Origin of the sequence: Streptomyces sp. NPDC020780, assembly GCF_044334475.1 — a bacterium.
GTDB lineage: Bacteria > Actinomycetota > Actinomycetes > Streptomycetales > Streptomycetaceae > Streptomyces.
In genome coordinates, this window is record NZ_JBIRTB010000001.1 from 511,577 (window position 1) to 526,426 (window position 14,850).

At 66.9% G+C, this 14,850-nt stretch carries 11 protein-coding genes; 2 read left to right on the forward strand and 9 right to left on the reverse strand.

The annotated features are described in order from the left end of the window. Nucleotides 1-18 precede the first annotated feature (18 nt). From ACH4VO_RS02350 to ACH4VO_RS02375, 6 genes are read right to left on the reverse strand one after another with little or no spacing between them, the layout of a single operon-like run. Entirely contained in the window at nt 19-3,210 is a 3,192-nt protein-coding gene (locus ACH4VO_RS02350) for a type I restriction endonuclease (RefSeq protein WP_360983992.1), read from the reverse strand. A gap of 5 nt (nt 3,211-3,215) precedes the next feature. Continuing rightward, complete coding sequence (locus tag ACH4VO_RS02355; RefSeq protein WP_360983995.1) at nt 3,216-3,815, reverse strand: DUF4276 family protein; 600 nt, start codon at nt 3,813-3,815, stop codon at nt 3,216-3,218. Between the two features lie 11 nt (nt 3,816-3,826). Continuing rightward, complete coding sequence (locus ACH4VO_RS02360) at nt 3,827-5,059, reverse strand: AAA family ATPase (protein ID WP_360983998.1); 1,233 nt, start codon at nt 5,057-5,059, stop codon at nt 3,827-3,829. Continuing rightward, nucleotides 5,056-6,396, reverse strand: coding sequence for a restriction endonuclease subunit S (locus tag ACH4VO_RS02365; protein WP_360984001.1), 1,341 nt, complete (start codon nt 6,394-6,396; stop codon nt 5,056-5,058). The genes ACH4VO_RS02360 and ACH4VO_RS02365 overlap by 4 nt, the downstream gene beginning before the upstream one ends. After that, the gene (locus ACH4VO_RS02370; protein ID WP_360984004.1) at nt 6,393-8,459 is read right to left on the reverse strand and encodes a class I SAM-dependent DNA methyltransferase; all 2,067 of its coding nucleotides are present in this window, start codon (nt 8,457-8,459) and stop codon (nt 6,393-6,395) included. The genes ACH4VO_RS02365 and ACH4VO_RS02370 overlap by 4 nt, the downstream gene beginning before the upstream one ends. Further along, nucleotides 8,456-10,114, reverse strand: coding sequence for an N-6 DNA methylase (locus ACH4VO_RS02375; protein WP_360984007.1), 1,659 nt, complete (start codon nt 10,112-10,114; stop codon nt 8,456-8,458). Before ACH4VO_RS02375 ends, ACH4VO_RS02370 begins: the two co-directional genes overlap by 4 nt. A 220-nt stretch (nt 10,115-10,334) precedes the next feature. On the opposite strand from ACH4VO_RS02375, the gene ACH4VO_RS02380 reads away from it, so the two are divergent. Then, a complete protein-coding gene (locus ACH4VO_RS02380) occupies nt 10,335-11,999 on the forward strand; it encodes a DUF6119 family protein (protein WP_360984010.1) in 1,665 nt (554 codons plus the stop codon). 155 nt (nt 12,000-12,154) lie between these two features. Here the strand turns inward: ACH4VO_RS02380 and ACH4VO_RS02385 are convergent, their stop codons facing one another. The 3 genes from ACH4VO_RS02385 to ACH4VO_RS02395 form a co-directional block, all read right to left on the reverse strand. Further along, nucleotides 12,155-12,364 carry a DUF397 domain-containing protein gene (locus tag ACH4VO_RS02385; protein WP_360984012.1) on the reverse strand — a complete coding sequence of 70 codons (210 nt, stop codon included), beginning with the start codon at nt 12,362-12,364 and terminating at the stop codon, nt 12,155-12,157. A gap of 137 nt (nt 12,365-12,501) precedes the next feature. After that, complete coding sequence (locus tag ACH4VO_RS02390) at nt 12,502-12,711, reverse strand: DUF397 domain-containing protein (RefSeq protein ID WP_360984015.1); 210 nt, start codon at nt 12,709-12,711, stop codon at nt 12,502-12,504. Beyond that, nucleotides 12,708-13,547 carry a helix-turn-helix transcriptional regulator gene (locus ACH4VO_RS02395; RefSeq protein WP_360984018.1) on the reverse strand — a complete coding sequence of 280 codons (840 nt, stop codon included), beginning with the start codon at nt 13,545-13,547 and terminating at the stop codon, nt 12,708-12,710. The genes ACH4VO_RS02390 and ACH4VO_RS02395 overlap by 4 nt, the downstream gene beginning before the upstream one ends. Before the next feature lie 770 nt (nt 13,548-14,317). Between ACH4VO_RS02395 and ACH4VO_RS02400 the strand changes: the two genes are divergently transcribed. Further along, the gene (locus ACH4VO_RS02400; protein ID WP_360984021.1) at nt 14,318-14,530 is read left to right on the forward strand and encodes a hypothetical protein; all 213 of its coding nucleotides are present in this window, start codon (nt 14,318-14,320) and stop codon (nt 14,528-14,530) included. Nucleotides 14,531-14,850 lie beyond the last annotated feature (320 nt).

Here is a 14,850-nt window from a genome sequence, read left to right on the forward strand (position 1 = left end):
GTCGATCGTTCGTGCAGGTTACGGCGTTCCGGGCTCGGCCCGCCCCGATTCTCCGTTCTTCAGTTCGGCCGCCCGCTCGGCCGTGGCCAGCCGGTCGGCCTCGCGACGCGCCGGGCGCCGGATCAGGTTGTACGACTGTGCTGTCGCCACCTGCCGGAACAGCTTGTTGACCTGGTCCTCGTCGAAGTAGCGGACCATCAGCGCGTCGTTGGACTGTGCCTGCCGGATGACGAAGTCGTCCATCTCCTTGGCCAGTTCACGACCGTAGGTCGCCTCGTCCTGGTGCAGCCCGATCTCCTGCATGTCCGGGTTCTCCGCGATCGCGACGACCAGCTGCCCCAGCAGGATCTGGTCCGTCGTGGTGAGGTCCGCTCCCAGATCGTCGTTGATCGACTGGATGACCTCCGCCAGTGACTTTTCCTCGATCTCCGCTGCCGCGCCTGCGGCTTCCGGCAGGCCGGGCAGGATCTGCGCACCGGCCGCGTCCAGTTTCAGCTCAGGCGTGCCGGTCTGTTTGACCCGCATATGGCTCGGTACCGTCTCGCCTATGTCCGCCGCTGCGGTTCCGTCCGGGCGCGGCAGCCTGCGCAGCAGGAACCGCCCGTACTGGAACAGCCTTTCTAGCTCACGGTTCTCGAAGCCGATGACGTGCGACAGCCACCCGTACGCCTTGACGTACGACTGGAGGGCGCGGCGGAACTCCTGGGCCTTGTCCGGCTCGTTGGCCACCAGGTCGTTGTAGCGGTCCACCGCCGGGGCGGTGTACCGGTACAGCTGGGCGTGAGCCTTCTTCACCGCGTCCTCGGAGGCACGACCGTCGTCGAAAGCGGCGAAGTACGCCGTGACGAGTGCCTCCATGTCGGCTTCCACGAGCAACTGGTAGGCCATGACCTCGTCCTGCCGGTCGAACAGCAGGTTCGGGTCGATCTCGTCGGTCAGCGACACCTCGTAGTACTGCTGGAAGGCGTCGCGGATCACCTCCGGCTTGTTGGCGAAGTCGAGGACGAACAGGTCCTCCTGCGACTTCTCGGGGTGAGTGCGGTTGAGACGCGACAACGTCTGCACCGCCGCCACGTTGGCCAGCGGCTTGTCCACGTACATGGTGGTCAGGAGCGGCTGGTCGAAACCCGTCTGGTACTTCTCCGCGACGACGAGGATGCGGTACTCGGGCTTCGGCACGGCCGGGGGGTTCGGATCGTCGGTCCGTACGTAACCGAACCGGCCGGGCAGTTCCTTCTCAGGGAAGCCGTTGAGCTTGGACTCCGTGTACTCGACCCCGTCGAGGGTCAACGATCCGGAGAAGGCCACCAGAGCCGCACAGTCGGTGGCTCCGCGTTCGTTGACGTACTTGCGGATCTCCAGGTAGAGCCGCACCGCGTGTTCGCGGCTCGGGGTGACGACCATGGCCCTGGCCCGCCCACCCAGTTTGGCGGCGCTGTGCGAACGGAAGTGATCCACCATGATCTTGGCCCGCTGGGCCATGGACGCCTCGGACAGCAGAGCCGCCCGCACCAGCTGCGAACGCGCCTTACGCGGGTCCACCTGCTGCTCGACCTGCTCAGCGGCATCGTTGCGCAGCTTGAAGTAGGTGCTCCAGGTGGCGTAGTTGCCCAGGACGTCGAGGATGAAGCCCTCGTCGATGGCCTGACGCATCGAGTACACGTGGAACGGACCGGGCTGACCGGTGGTGTCGTCCGGAGTCCCGAAGAGCTGGAGCGTCTTGGGCTTGGGGGTCGCCGTGAACGCGAAGAAGGACATGTTCGGCTGCTGACCCCGGGCCAGCGCTTCGGCGGTGAGCGGATCGCCCTCCGCGTCCACCGTGTTGCCCCCGAGCGCCTTCTTCAGCGCCGCCGAGCCGTCGCCACCCTGCGAGGAGTGAGCCTCGTCGATGATCACCGCGTAGCGCAGGGAGCCGAGCCCGCCGACCTTCTTCAGGATGAACGGGAACTTCTGCAGGGTGGTGATGACGATACGAGCGGTGGCGCCGGTCAGCGCGTCGGCCAGCTGTGCGGAGTCCTCGTCGATCCGGACGACCACGCCCGGCGTGTGCGTGAACTGGAAGATCGTGTCCTGGAGCTGCTTGTCCAGGACACGGCGGTCCGTGATGACGATGACCTTGTCGAAGACCCGCTGATTGGGCCCCATCCCCTTCTCCCGCGCGCCCGTGCCCAGCTGCGCCGGGTCCTCCGGGGTGTGCAGGGAGGACAGGCGGTGGGCGAGCCAGGCGATGGTGTTGGACTTCCCGGAGCCGGCCGAGTGCTGCACGAGGTAGTTCTCCCCGGCACCGTTGAGGCCGGCGTGCGCTGCGAGCTCCCGCACGGCATGCCACTGGTGGAGACGGGGGAAGATGAGCGGCTGCGCGTGCGCGCTGCCGGGCCGGTGCGACGGCGACTTCCCGGCCTTCGCCTGTTCGTCCTCGATGTGCAGGAAGCGTTCGAGGAGCTCCAGCCAGTTGTCGCGGTCCCAGATCTGCTCCCAGAGGTAGGACACGGGGTACGCCCCGTCCGCCGCCTGCGACGGGTTGCCCGCGCCACCGGTGGCGCCGGGGCCGCCCGTGCCGGTGTTGAACGGGAGGAAGCGGGTCTTGGCGCCGGCCAGGTGAGTGGTCAGGAACGCCAACTGCGGGTCCACCGCGAAGTGGACGAGACTGCGCCTGGAGAAGAACAGCTCCTTCGGGTCGCGGTCCTTGCGGTACTGGCGGATGGCATGCTCGACGTTCTGCTTCGTGAAGTGGCTCTTCAGCTCGACGGAGGCGATCGGGATGCCGTTGACGAAGAGTGCGAGGTCGAGCGACTTGGCGGGCGTCTTCGCGGAGTAGTGGAACTGCCGTACGACGGTGAGCCGGTTGGCGTCGTACTGGTCCTGCGCTCCGGCGGCGAGCGTGTGCGCGGGCCGGAAGTACGCGAGCTGGATCTTGACGTTGCGGTCGTTGACCCCGCGCCGCAGCACGTCGAGGACACCGCGCTTGTCGATCTGCTCCGCCACACGCTTGGCGAACCGCTGGATGGACGCGGTTTCGCCCTCCCCGTATTCGGCGCGCAGCCGCAGCCAGGCGTCGTTCTGCGAGGCGCCGAGGAAGGTGGCGAGCTCGGCGGTGTCGATCCCGAGATCGTGTTTGTAGTTGTCGGACTGGCCCCTCTCCCAGCCGTGTGTGAGGAGCCCGTCCTCCACGGCGTCCTCGAAGGCTTCCTCGGTGTCGTGGCGCGTCATGGAGTTCAGGCCCCCCGCTTTCCGGTCATGAGGTAGTGGACGTCACGGCAGAACTTGTCGAAGGAGGGCGAGTTGGCCCGTGCCATCGCGAGGCCGAAGACCTCGGAGAGCGCGGCCTGATCGACGGCAGGCTTGTATGGGCGCCCGTCCGCGCGATGGTGAGTGAGCCACCCCTTGCAGTCGCGGGGCGCCTCGCAGTCCGGAGGGACGTCGAGGCCATGTGGCATACCGCGACAGCCGCCCAGCGTGGGCGCGGCTGCGAGGAACCACGCTTCGAATTCGCGCTGTGCCAGAACCACAGCTGTGCGCCGGTCGGGGCGGGCGGTCATCGCCCGTTCCAGCAGCGACGGCCCCAGGGTCGCCGGACAGTCGTCGTCCGCGTCCAGCACGACGAGGATTCCTCCCGGGCCGTTCGCCGGAACCCGGTCGGCCAGAGCCTCGACCGCTCCTTCGATCCCGCCCTGCTTGACCAGGCTGTCGCGCCCCACCCGGTACGGCTTGAGAATGTTCGCGTCCCACACCTCGGCCTCGTAGGTCAGCCTGCGCAGCAGCGTCGGCAACGCCGACAGTTCCCCCTCGCCCTCCACGACCGAGGCGATGGTCATCCGCTCCATGGTCAGCTCTCCGGCCGTAGTGACTGCGGAACCATCTGGTCGGAGCGCAGTAGTTCGCCGATGGTGGCCAGGCCCTTGCGCACGACCCGCTTGCTGATGTCGTCCACGGGGCCGATGACCGTGACGCCGTCCTGGACGACGACCACGCGAATGAAGTCGAGGTCCGCTTCCTTACGATCGAAGAGCTCGGAACTCTGACTCGTCGCCAGGATCTGAGTGTGCAGACTCGCCTCGGTCAGCGCGTCGAACAGAGCCCCGGCGGCGCTGGGGTGCAACGCGAGTTCCGGTTCCTCGACGGCTACGAGCGGGAGCCGCCCGTCCTGCGCCGCCGGCTGGAAGAGCGCCGTCAGCAGACCGATCGCCCGGATGGTGCCCTCGGACATGGACTCGGCCCGGAACTCCATGGGCCGGGCGTCCGGGCCGACCGCCAGTGTCATCTTGGCCGCGATGTAGTCACCGTCCTCCGTGGACGGGCCGACCTGCGACAGCTGCGGGACGATGGCTCCCGCATAGTCGCCGACACGCTCACGGATCACGGGGGCGAGAAGCCCCAGCACGCTACCCAGATGGCCACCGTCCTCGGCGAGCACACCCGAGCGGGTGGCCGGCCTGGCGTCGCGGAGCGCGGACAGCTCGGGCTCGTAGAAGAACATGCCGGAGAGGGCGGCACGGAGGCGCCCGTATGTCTCACTGCCGGCGCTCACCAGCGGCAGGTACAACTCGCCGGGCCGCACCTTGCCGGTCCGTCCTGACGGGGCCTCTTCGACGCGCCCGTTCTCCACCTGGAACCTGGCCTCGGGCGATCGGCCGACCGGGCCGATCTCGCCGTACTCGCGCAGGACCCACGCTTCGACGTACCCCTCGTGCACGGTACTGGGGGCATATCCGAAGGTGACTTCATAGCTTCCGGCAAGGACGCTGCTGTCGTCGTCGTCACCCCGGGCTTCCGGAAGGCGGAACTCCAGGGCGATGGTGCAGCTCTCCGAAGCCTCCGGAACACGCCGCAGGACGTCATGCAGACCACCGCGCTCACCGACAGCCTCGGGCAAGCCCCGGCTCACCGCGTCGCGGACGAAGCGCAGGGCGTCGAGAAAGTTCGACTTCCCGGCGGCGTTCAGGCCGAGCAGGACAGTGAAGGGGCCGAGCTGGACGTCGCAGTGGGCGATGGACTTGTAGTTCTCGATGCGTACGCGTGTGATGAACGGGACGGCAGGGCTCTCGGCTGTGGCGGTCATGGCAGGTCAACTCCTCGGCCACTGGCGGTGGTCACGTCGATCTGGCCGGTTACCGCGGCGGTGATGAGGGCTTGGCGGCGCTCGGCGAGGAGGGCTAGTTGGCGGTTGAGGGCCGCCTTCGCATGTCGGACGGTGTCGAGACTTTGCCGGACTTCCCGTACCAGAGCCCGTTGCCGTTCAACGCTCGGAAGAGGGATGGGGAAGCTGAGAATCTTGCTGCTGTTTGTCGATGCCAGGTTGGTAGTCTTCGTTCCCGTGCTCTCGAAGTAGCATCGTCCGTGAAGAGTTTGTGTCATGAGCGCCAGGTAGTCGCCGTCAAGACGATCGCGATCCGGCCGCAGGGCGAACACGTGATTCTGGTGCAGGCAGCCAGGCAATTCTCCATGCCAGACGGTGCCGCGCCCGAGTTTGTCCAGGTCGCCGCCCTCTGTCATGAGGACATCGCCAGGAAGCAAAGTGCTGCGCACTGCGACGCTGCGGGGGACGGTGATGTCCGTGACCGATTCCAAAGCCACGTGGTCAGCCTGTACGTTCGCGACGCGTAGGTAAGGTCGGGTGACGACGTCTCCGCTGACATCCCGCTTTCCATCAACAGTGAGACCGGTCTGTAGCTGGCAGACATAGCCGAGGCGCACGAACGGCGTGTCGTGAGAGGGTCCAGGGAGCCATACCCACGGCCACACTTGGGCAGGGGCGTCGAGTGTTCCCGGCACCAGAGTTTCCGAAACGGCCGCGTATGCCCGCTCTTCGAGGGCACCGAGCTGGCGTTGGCGGGCGGCGGTAAGTCGGTCGATCCGGGCGGTCTCGGCGTCGAGGAAGGTGGCGATGCGGCGCTGTTCTTTTGTCGAGGGGAAAGGGATCCTCAAACCTTCGATGTCTGGCATGTAAATCGTCTTGTGAGTCGATCCTGCCGCTACTCGCTTCAGGTCGGGTGCCATAGCTCGCAGTGCGTGGAGCAGGAATTTTGGCTCAAGGGACGGGCTGCACGTCCAGGTGGCAAAATCCTGACTGGTGGCCATGTCGGCACTCATTATTGCCGAAAATCCAACCGATGCTGTGCGAGAGAGAATGACCGTACCGGCAGGGTGTTTCACCGCTGATGAATTGGCGAGACCCAGGTGGCTGACCATCTCCTTGGTTTCGGTGATGTAGTCGACGCCACTGTTCCGGATCTGCCAAACGTCTGCCAGGGTGATCCACGGAACTGTGCAATCTTCCCAAAACTTCCGGATATTCCTGCTGGGAGTGTGCCCCGTTCCTAGTTTTGCCACGAACCGGATAGGTACGGTCGGCCACCGTGACGTCGAGAGCCAGGGGGCGATCGATTCGGTGGTCACGAGGTCACCTCGCCCAGCAGTGCCTGGATCTCGGCCTCGAGCGACTTCAACTCCGCGTCGATCTCCGCCAACGGCCGCGGAGGCTTGTACACATAGAAGTGTCGCGTGAACGGAATCTCGTACCCCACCTTGTACCGCTCGGTCAGCTTCGTCTTCGGGTTCTTCAGCTCCGCGATCCACGCATCCTTGACGTGCGGCGTGACTTCCTCGGCCACGTACTCGTCGATGTCCCGGTCCATCGGCACGTTCTCCGCGTCCCGCAGGTCCGGATCAGGCTCGGCCTGCTTGCCCTTCGCGTACTGGACCTCGCCCTTCGGGTCCCGCACGCCCACCGCGTCCCGCAGCGCCTTCTGGAACGCCGACCCCGAGGGCCAGATCAGCCCGGCCGCCGTGACGGCGGCATGCAGTGCGTCCCAGGCGTCGGCCTTCGTCGACCAGACCTGCCCTATCAGCGGTTTGACCGCAGCCACGAACTCCGCCTGCCGCCTGGCCACTTCCTCTGCGTCCATCGTCTTGTCACCCAGCACCTTCTGGAGCGAGGCAGACGTAGCCAGCGCCTCCAGCGTGTCCTCGGTGATCTCGAAGCGCAGCTTCAGCGGCCGGTCCACCGTGATGCGCCGGTAGCCGTACTCCTCGTTACGGAGGATCTTCACCTTGGCGTGCTGCGGGTGCTCCGGATTGTCCGCGATCTGCTCGGCGTCCCGGTACATCGCGCTGATGCCCTGGATCTGCTCCTCGGAGATCTCCTTGCGCTTCTCGCCCAGGGACTTCCGCCGCTTCACCCACTCGCCCCGGGCATCGATCATGACGACCTTGCCCCGCCGGTGCTTGGGCTTGCGGTTGCTCAGGATCCAGAAGTACGTGGAGATACCCGTGTTGTAGAAGAGCTGGTCCGGCAGGCCGACGATGGCTTCCAGGTAGTCGTGCTCCAGGATCCACCGCCGGATTTCCGACTCACCGGACCCCGCCCCACCTGTGAAGAGCGGCGAACCGTTGAACACGATCGCGATGCGCGACCCGCCGATCTCCTCGCCGTTCTCGTCCTTCTTCAGCGGAGCCATCTTGTGCAGCATGTGCTGGAGGAAGAGGAACGAGCCGTCGTTGATACGCGGCAGCCCCGCCCCGAAGCGGCCGGCGAAGCCGAGGCCCTCGTGTTCCTCCTTGACAGCCTTCTCCGCCTTCTTCCACTCCACACCGAAGGGCGGGTTGGCCAGCATGTAGCTGAACGTGCGGTCCTCGTGCCAGTCGCGGACAAAGGTATTGCCGAACCTGATGTTGTCCGCCGCGTGTCCCTTGAGCAGCATGTCCGAGCGGCAGATCGCGTACGACTCGGCGTTGATCTCCTGGCCGTACAGATTGACCCGCGCACCCGGCTTGATGTCCTTGATGTGCTCCTCGGCCGCCGCGAGCATCCCGCCCGTGCCGCAGGCCGGATCCAGGATGTCGATGACCTGGCCGGGGCGGCGGATCAGGGCGTCGTCCGGGCCCAGCAGCAGCTCGACCATCAGCTTGACGACCTCACGCGGGGTGAAGTGCTCCCCGGCCGTTTCGTTGGAGGCGTCCGCGAACTTGCGGATCAGTTCCTCGAAGACGTAACCCATGTCGTGGTTGCTGACCCGCCCCGGGCTGAGGTCGATGGCCGCGAACTTCTGGACCACCTGGTAGAGCAGTTCGGCGTCCCGGAGCCGGTCCTGTTGAATGTGGAAGTCGTACCGGTCGATGATCTCGGTGACCGCCGGGGAGAAGCCTCCGATGTAGTCCTTGAGGTTCTCGTAGACCCGCCTGTCGTCACTGCCGATCGTCTCGAAGCTCTGCTTGGACGTGTTGTAGAACGGCAACTGCGAGGTGACGAGGAGGATCGCGTCCTTCCGGTCACCGCTGTAGGAGGCGTCCCGGTCCCACACGGCCTGCCGGGTGCCCTTCTCCTTCATGACGCAGTCGAAGCGCCGCAACACCGTGAGCGGCAGGATGACCTTGGCGTACTCCGAGCGTTTGTAGTCGCCGCGCAGCAGGTCGGCCACCGACCAGATGAAGTCGGCAAGTTCCTGATTGGTGTTGCTCACTCGGCACCTTCTCGTGTTGCGTCAGGCGCCAGCGCGCCGTTCGTCAGTCCGTCGTAGGCCAGGTGGGCGGCCCGGTCGCCCATCCTGGCAAGATCCTTGAGCCTTCGCTCGAACTCGCCCAAGTCCCTGAAGGCGGCTCCATATCGGCGTTGTTGCTCTATGTCCATCTGCGGCAGGTGCGCGGCTCGTAGATCGGCCCGGTGCGTGCCCGTCGACGAGGTGGTGCGGCGGGTGTTCGCCGCGCTCCGCAGGAATCCCTGGAGGTAGTCCGTGTCCAGCTGCTCGCTCGTGGACACGGCTCCATCCCCCTTCGCGTGGACCAGCCCGGCCTGGACGAGGTCGCCGACGCCCACCTCGGCGAAGTCGTCCAGCGCCCCGGCGCCTGGGCCGGGCGGGAGGGGTGGCAGCAGCCTTGAGAGTGCGTGCAGCTGCTGTTCGAGAGCGGCCCGCAGGGCCAGGTACTCGGCCGGGTAGTCCGGCTGAGCCGCGGTGACGTACGCGGATGGACTCAGGTCCACGTCCTCGCGCAGCAGGTCGATCACAGGCACCTGCGCGGTCTGGTCGGGAGTCGGCTCCAGCAGGCCGTCGGGGTCGTTCTGCGTGAGGTCGACCATCCGCACGGACCGGGCCTCGTCGCCCGTCCCGGTCGGGCGCCGTAGCTCCCACAGCAACAGCGGCTGGTTGTGGCTGGTCGCCAGCCCCGCGGGCAGAGCCACGACCGATGCGAGCGCACCGCGCCGGACCAGTTCCGTGCGGATCCGGCGACCGCTCTTCCGGTACGCGGCGGAGGGGGCCAGGGCGATGAGGGTGCGGCCGCCGGGGGCCGTGTGGGCGTAGCAGTGCTGGAGCCAGGCGAGGTCGCCCTCGGCACGCGGCGGTGTGCCCAGCTCCCAGCGTGAGTCGATCAGCAGGTCGTCGCGGCCCCAGTCGGACTGGCCCAGGGGCGGTTCGCAGACGACGAGTTGGGCGTGCAGGCCGGGGTGGCGGTCGTACCGCAGCGAGTCGCCGGATTCGAACCGTGTTGCGGGAGAGCCGCGAAGCGCGGCCCGCAGCCGGGCGACATCCAGCAGGGCCGAGTTCAGTTCCTGCCCTGCCAGGGCGGTGTCCTTCGCCCCGGCGACGGCGAAGAGGAGCGATCCGGTTCCGCATGCCGGGTCGTAGACGGTCCCCTCGACAGAGCCGCCGAAATGGGCGAAGGCCCGGATGAGGCGCGGTGACGAGACTGCTTGGGCACCACTGCGGCCGGCAGACGTGGTGAAGCGGGTGACCAGGTCTTCGAAGAGGCGGGGTGCGGTGCGTTCGGCGGCCAGTCGGTCGACGGTCTCGCGGAGCGGTTCGGGGAATGCGTTCTCCTGGTGGGTCAGGTAGTGGCCTACGCCGACCAGAGCGGTGGCCATGTCGTCACCGTAGGCGGCGCGCAGGGCTTGCCAGAGAGCGACCTCCGGCGAGACACCCCGACCCTTGCGCTGGCCGGCCAGCCAGGTTTCGACCTCTTCGAGAGAGAAGAGCGGGCCCGCCGTCGTGCCGCCGACGGGCGCGGGGAAGGCGTCGTGACGGCGTCGCCAGTTGGCGACAGCGGCCCTGGTGACACCGGCCAGCCGTGCGATCTGCGCCGCCGTGACGACGGCTCCTGAAGTGGATTCCTCTTCCTCCATGACAGCGAGAGTACACGCCCAAGGTTGCACCTCAAAGGCGTGAGCGCGTTGACAGTGCTAACAGTTTTATGTCACCGTCTTCTCGGCTTCACTGTGAGTCGGTTGCCCTTCGGTGCCGGGAATTCACGAGAGTGAGGGGTGCCCAGGTGCGCCCGGATGCCGACACGTCCGCCCTCTCCCTGCCCATCAGGCGCGTTCACCCATCTCACCAGGAGCATCCATGGCAACCAAGAAGAAGTCCTTGACGCGCAAGACCTCCGTGTACCGCCTCAACGCCCCCGCAGAGCCCGGACTCGATCTGCGCGCCCTCGTCAGTCGGCGCTACAGGGACCGGGAAGGCTTCACCGCGACGCCCGTCGATCACCAGGGTGTGTCCGGGCTCCTCGTCACCGGCTCCATCGCACGCGACCGGGCCGAGTGGTGTGCTCCCCTCGCCGAGCTCACCGGTGTCGACGTGCAGGTGGCCGGACGCACGTCCTCCGGCATGCTCCTGGTGCGCGTCGACTGGGCCGTGTACGCCGTCACCTACGGCATGGGCCACCACATGATCGACCCGGCGCGCCTCGATCTCGGCTTCGGTCTCAGGTTCGCGCTGCGCAGCCTGGACCAGGATGCCGTCAGTCTGGTGCGTCGCCACCTCATGGACGCCCGGGGCCGTACCGACGAGAACTCGACCACGCGGGGCGGGAACCTGCGCGACTTCGGCAACGAGTGGGTCGGGTCGATCGTCAGCAAGATCACGGGCAGGGCGATCGACCTGCCTCTGACGCACGCGGTCGACGGTGGCCGCGTACTCGGCGTCAGCTGCACCGACACCTCCATCACTCTTCCGCTGGGCCTCTCGCCCCTGCAGTTCATGAACGACCTGAGGGTCATCGAGGACGCCTGCACGCAGCCGGCTCCGCTGCCGGGCCTGGAGTCCCTGGCCCGGGTCCGCTCGCTGCGGCGCCGGGGCGGCACCGGTCTGGTCCAGGAGCTCGACGCCGAGCTCGACCGTCGTCTCGGTGATCGTCAGGCCCCCGGCCTCGCCCTGAACCTGCCGGGGGAGTGCGGCGCTCTCGCGGCAGACGTGCGCGCTGTCCGCATCACGCGTGGTTCGCGTTCCGTGGACGTCGACGATGTGGACGCCCTCGACATCGAGGACATCCGGCAGTTCTGCTGCGAGCGCCCCGAAGGCCGCCGCCTCCAGGCACTGCGGGAAGTCCGGGTGCAGCTGTTCGCCGACGAAGGCTGCACCGAGCCGCTCAGCCCGCCCATCGCGGGGCACCGCTGGATCACCGCCGAGGTGCTGAGCGCGGCGAAGCACCACTTCTACTGGCAGGGCAGCTGGTACGAGATCGGCGCCGAGTTCGTCCAGGCGCTCAGGGACGACATCACGGAACTGCTGAACCGGCCCTCCAAGGTGACCGTGCCGTCCTGGCCCAGTGGTAAGGACGAGGACTGGTTCAACAAGAAGGCGGCCGAGCAGGACGGCTACGACCTCTTCGACAAGAAGACGGTCCGCACGAAGACGTTTCGCGGTGGCGGCCTCGAGATCTGTGACGTCCTGGGCCCCGAGGGTCAGCTGATCATGGTCAAGAAGGCCGACGCGGGGAGCTCCGGCCTGAGCCACCTGTTCGCCCAGGCACGCACGGCGATCGAGGCACTGCGCTACGACGCCGAGGTGCGGGAGAAGTTCCTCGCCCGCGTCGCCGGGCTGCGCTCGGATCTGCGGCCCGAGGACATCCTGGCCACGCCGACCGTCGTCCTGGCCATCCGCCTGAAGTACGGCGTCTCGATCACCGCGGGTTCACTGTTCGCCTTCTCCCAGGTGTCCCTGCTGCAGACCGCGCTGGCGCTGCAGGGGATGGGGGCCAGGGTCGAGGTGGTACCGATCTACGCCTGACGGGATCGTCATGGCGGACACCGGCCGCGCCCCGGTGGAGGCCGCGGGGCGCAGGCCGGTTCCCCGTTGTCGTGGTGTGACTTCGCCGAGCGAAGAACCCCGCCGCTCCGAAGCTGGTGGAGCGGCGGGGTTCTGGTCGGGGCGCCTGGAGCGGATCAGATGGCGGAGGACTCCCTGGCCTTCACGTCGGCGACGAACGAAGCGAACGCACCGGCGGGGAAGTGCAGAACTGGGCCGCTCGGGTCCTTGGAGTCACGCACGGGAACCACGCCGTGCGAGACGACGAGGTTGGCGGCGACCTCGATGCAGTCGCCGCCGTTGTTGCTGTACGAGGACTTGAACCAGCGGGGGGATTCGGTCGTCACGGGGTGCCCTTTCGTAACTGGTTGATCATGGCCACGGACGCTGTCTGTGTTGTCGTGGTGTGACCTCGCCGAGCGAAGAACCCCGCCGCTCCGAAGACGTGGAGCGGCGGGGTTCTGGTCGGGGCGCTTGGAGCAGGTCAGACGGTGGCGGACTGCCTGGTCTTCACGTCGGCGACGAACGAAGCGAACGCACCGGCGGGGAAGTGCAGAACTGGGCCGCTCGGGTCCTTGGAGTCACGCACGGGAACCACGCCGTGCGAGACGACGAGGTTGGCGGCGACCTCGATGCAGTTGCCGCCGTTGGAGCTGTAAGAGGACTTGAACCAGCGGGGGGACTCGGTCGTCACGGGGTGCCCTTTCGTACCTGATTGATCATGGCCACGGACGCTGTCTGTGACATCGATTCGGCCTGCAACTGATGGTAGGCCGACAGTACGGAGAGGACGGAAGTAGCTTCACGTTCCAAGTGCCCCTGAATCTGAGATTCCGCGTACGCGATCACGGCGCGGTCCGGAAGCGTCAGCAGGTTGATCGGCAGGTTGAACGGTCGGCGCTCACCTATGTCGTACGGGGCGACTTGGAGCATGGTGTTTGGCAACGCGGCGAACGCTACGAGGTGTTGCAACTGCTCGCCCATGATCTCGGCGCCGCCAACTGGGCGACGGATGCAACTCTCATCCATCACCACAAGCATCGTCGGGGGGCGGGGGCGTACTAGCGTCGCCTGCCGCTCTGCCAGAACCGAGACGCGTTCGGCGGCCTGCTCGGGTGTGATGGTGCCCCGGCGTACGTCTCCGTCCGCCAGAGCGCTTGCGTACGCCGGTGTCTGAAGCAGGCCGGGAACGATCCCGATCTCGAACAGCCGGATCTCTACCGCTCGGCCCTCGTGTTCCACGTACTCGGGGAAGCCTTCCAGCAGCGAGCCGTGTCGCATGTCGCGCCACTCGCGCTCGAGCGAATCGGCGGAACCGGTAATGCCGAAGACGAGATCGGCTTTGCGGGAGAAGGGGAGAGTCGGCGGCTTCCGACTGGTTTCGACAGCCGAAATATGCTGGCCGGAATATGCCAGCTTCTCGGCCAGCTCTTCCTGGTTCCAGCCTCGATCCTCCCGCAACCTGCGCAGGTGGGCGCCATAGGCTGCTCGAGGGCTGCTCCCAGGGTCCAATTCCTTGCGGTTGACCATTCCGCCGCCCGATCCTTCCTTCTTTGTTGCCCAGTTGAAGGGCTCCTGACTCTACGTCACGCTGGGCGAGCCCCGTAGCGATACGACTACAGAGAGGAGTGGGCCGTGCCCTGGAAGCACACTCCCCGGTCACCCACCGCCCGGCAACGCCGCAGCGACGCGGACGAGCCGGCCGCACCGATCGATGCGGATGCGTTCTGGCGACTGGTCCCGGACTGGGTACCACGCACCGGATACGCCATGCCGAGCAGGCGCGTGCTCAGGGACGTCGAGGCCGGACTACGGAAGGGAGTTCGAACGGTGAGTGACCCCACGGCTGTACCGGCGCTTTACGCGCCTGCCCCGGAGCCCGTGCCTGTGGAGGGTTGCGACGTGTGCGGGGCGCTGACGCGGCAGCGAGTGTCAGCGCATGCGGCAGGGAGCGTCGTCACGGTCCGGAGCTGCAACGAGGAGATCGCGAACCACCCGCACCGGAGAGCCGACCGGGAATGAGGGCGAAGAATCCCGTGGCGAAGCGGCCGCGAGGCGTGAAATGCGCACTTGCTTCCGCCGGCCCGGAAGCGATCGAAGAGAATTCGACCATCTTCGATCGGTACTACGAAATGCCGGGCACGGTGCGGGATGTGGATGCGCCCCTCATGGGAATGAGCCCGCCCGACCGGTCTCACGTGGCGCGTCCATGTGCGAAGACTCCGACTCGTAACCGGGTGAGAGAAAAAGCAGTTGGTGGCGGTCGGCAGGTTGTACAGGCAACGGCGGAAAGGCAGGACATGAGCACGAAGGCGCGACCTGAGGAGACGTCGGTGTGGGCGGCGGGCACGGTCGGGGAGGACGTCATGACCGTGCACAAACTCACCGGCCCGTTCGATGACCCCGAGCGCTCTCGTGAGGTGAAGTCGGTCTGCGGTGCCGGTGAGGCCGGTGACGAGAAGGACGTATGGGCTCGCGCCGTGAACTGTCCGGGTTGTCTTGCCCTCGCATGACTCCGCCCCTTGGATCCGGCCGAGTCCTGGCCGGTCCGAAACGGGCAGCCGTCAGTGGGTGGCAGGCAGGTGCTGGCTGTACTGCCGACGCTCAGAACTGCTGGTGATGTGGCTCGGGCCCGTCTCGTCACGCGGGATGGACGCGCCGATGTACGGCTGCGAGGCCTGCATCGCCGAGCTGGACCGCATGGTCCGGGACCACTTCGCCGCGAAGGACACCGCCATTCCCTAGTCTCCCGCCTCCCCGGGCTCGGTACGACGCCGGGGAGGCGGGGCCCCACCCCGCCCTCGGCAGGGCGGGTCGCAAGAGAACGATTCGA

What these genes read in the sequence shown, in the direction of transcription:
- ACH4VO_RS02375 (WP_360984007.1), bottom strand. Translation starts at nt 10,114, where the DNA reads ATGGAGGAAGAGGAATCCACTTCAGGAGCCGTCGTCACGGCGGCGCAG.
- ACH4VO_RS02350 (WP_360983992.1), bottom strand. Translation starts at nt 3,210, where the DNA reads ATGACGCGCCACGACACCGAGGAAGCCTTCGAGGACGCCGTGGAGGAC.
- ACH4VO_RS02380 (WP_360984010.1), top strand. Translation starts at nt 10,335, where the DNA reads ATGGCAACCAAGAAGAAGTCCTTGACGCGCAAGACCTCCGTGTACCGC.
- ACH4VO_RS02355 (WP_360983995.1), bottom strand. Translation starts at nt 3,815, where the DNA reads ATGACCATCGCCTCGGTCGTGGAGGGCGAGGGGGAACTGTCGGCGTTG.
- ACH4VO_RS02395 (WP_360984018.1), bottom strand. Translation starts at nt 13,547, where the DNA reads ATGGTCAACCGCAAGGAATTGGACCCTGGGAGCAGCCCTCGAGCAGCC.
- ACH4VO_RS02360 (WP_360983998.1), bottom strand. Translation starts at nt 5,059, where the DNA reads ATGACCGCCACAGCCGAGAGCCCTGCCGTCCCGTTCATCACACGCGTA.
- ACH4VO_RS02400 (WP_360984021.1), top strand. Translation starts at nt 14,318, where the DNA reads ATGAGCACGAAGGCGCGACCTGAGGAGACGTCGGTGTGGGCGGCGGGC.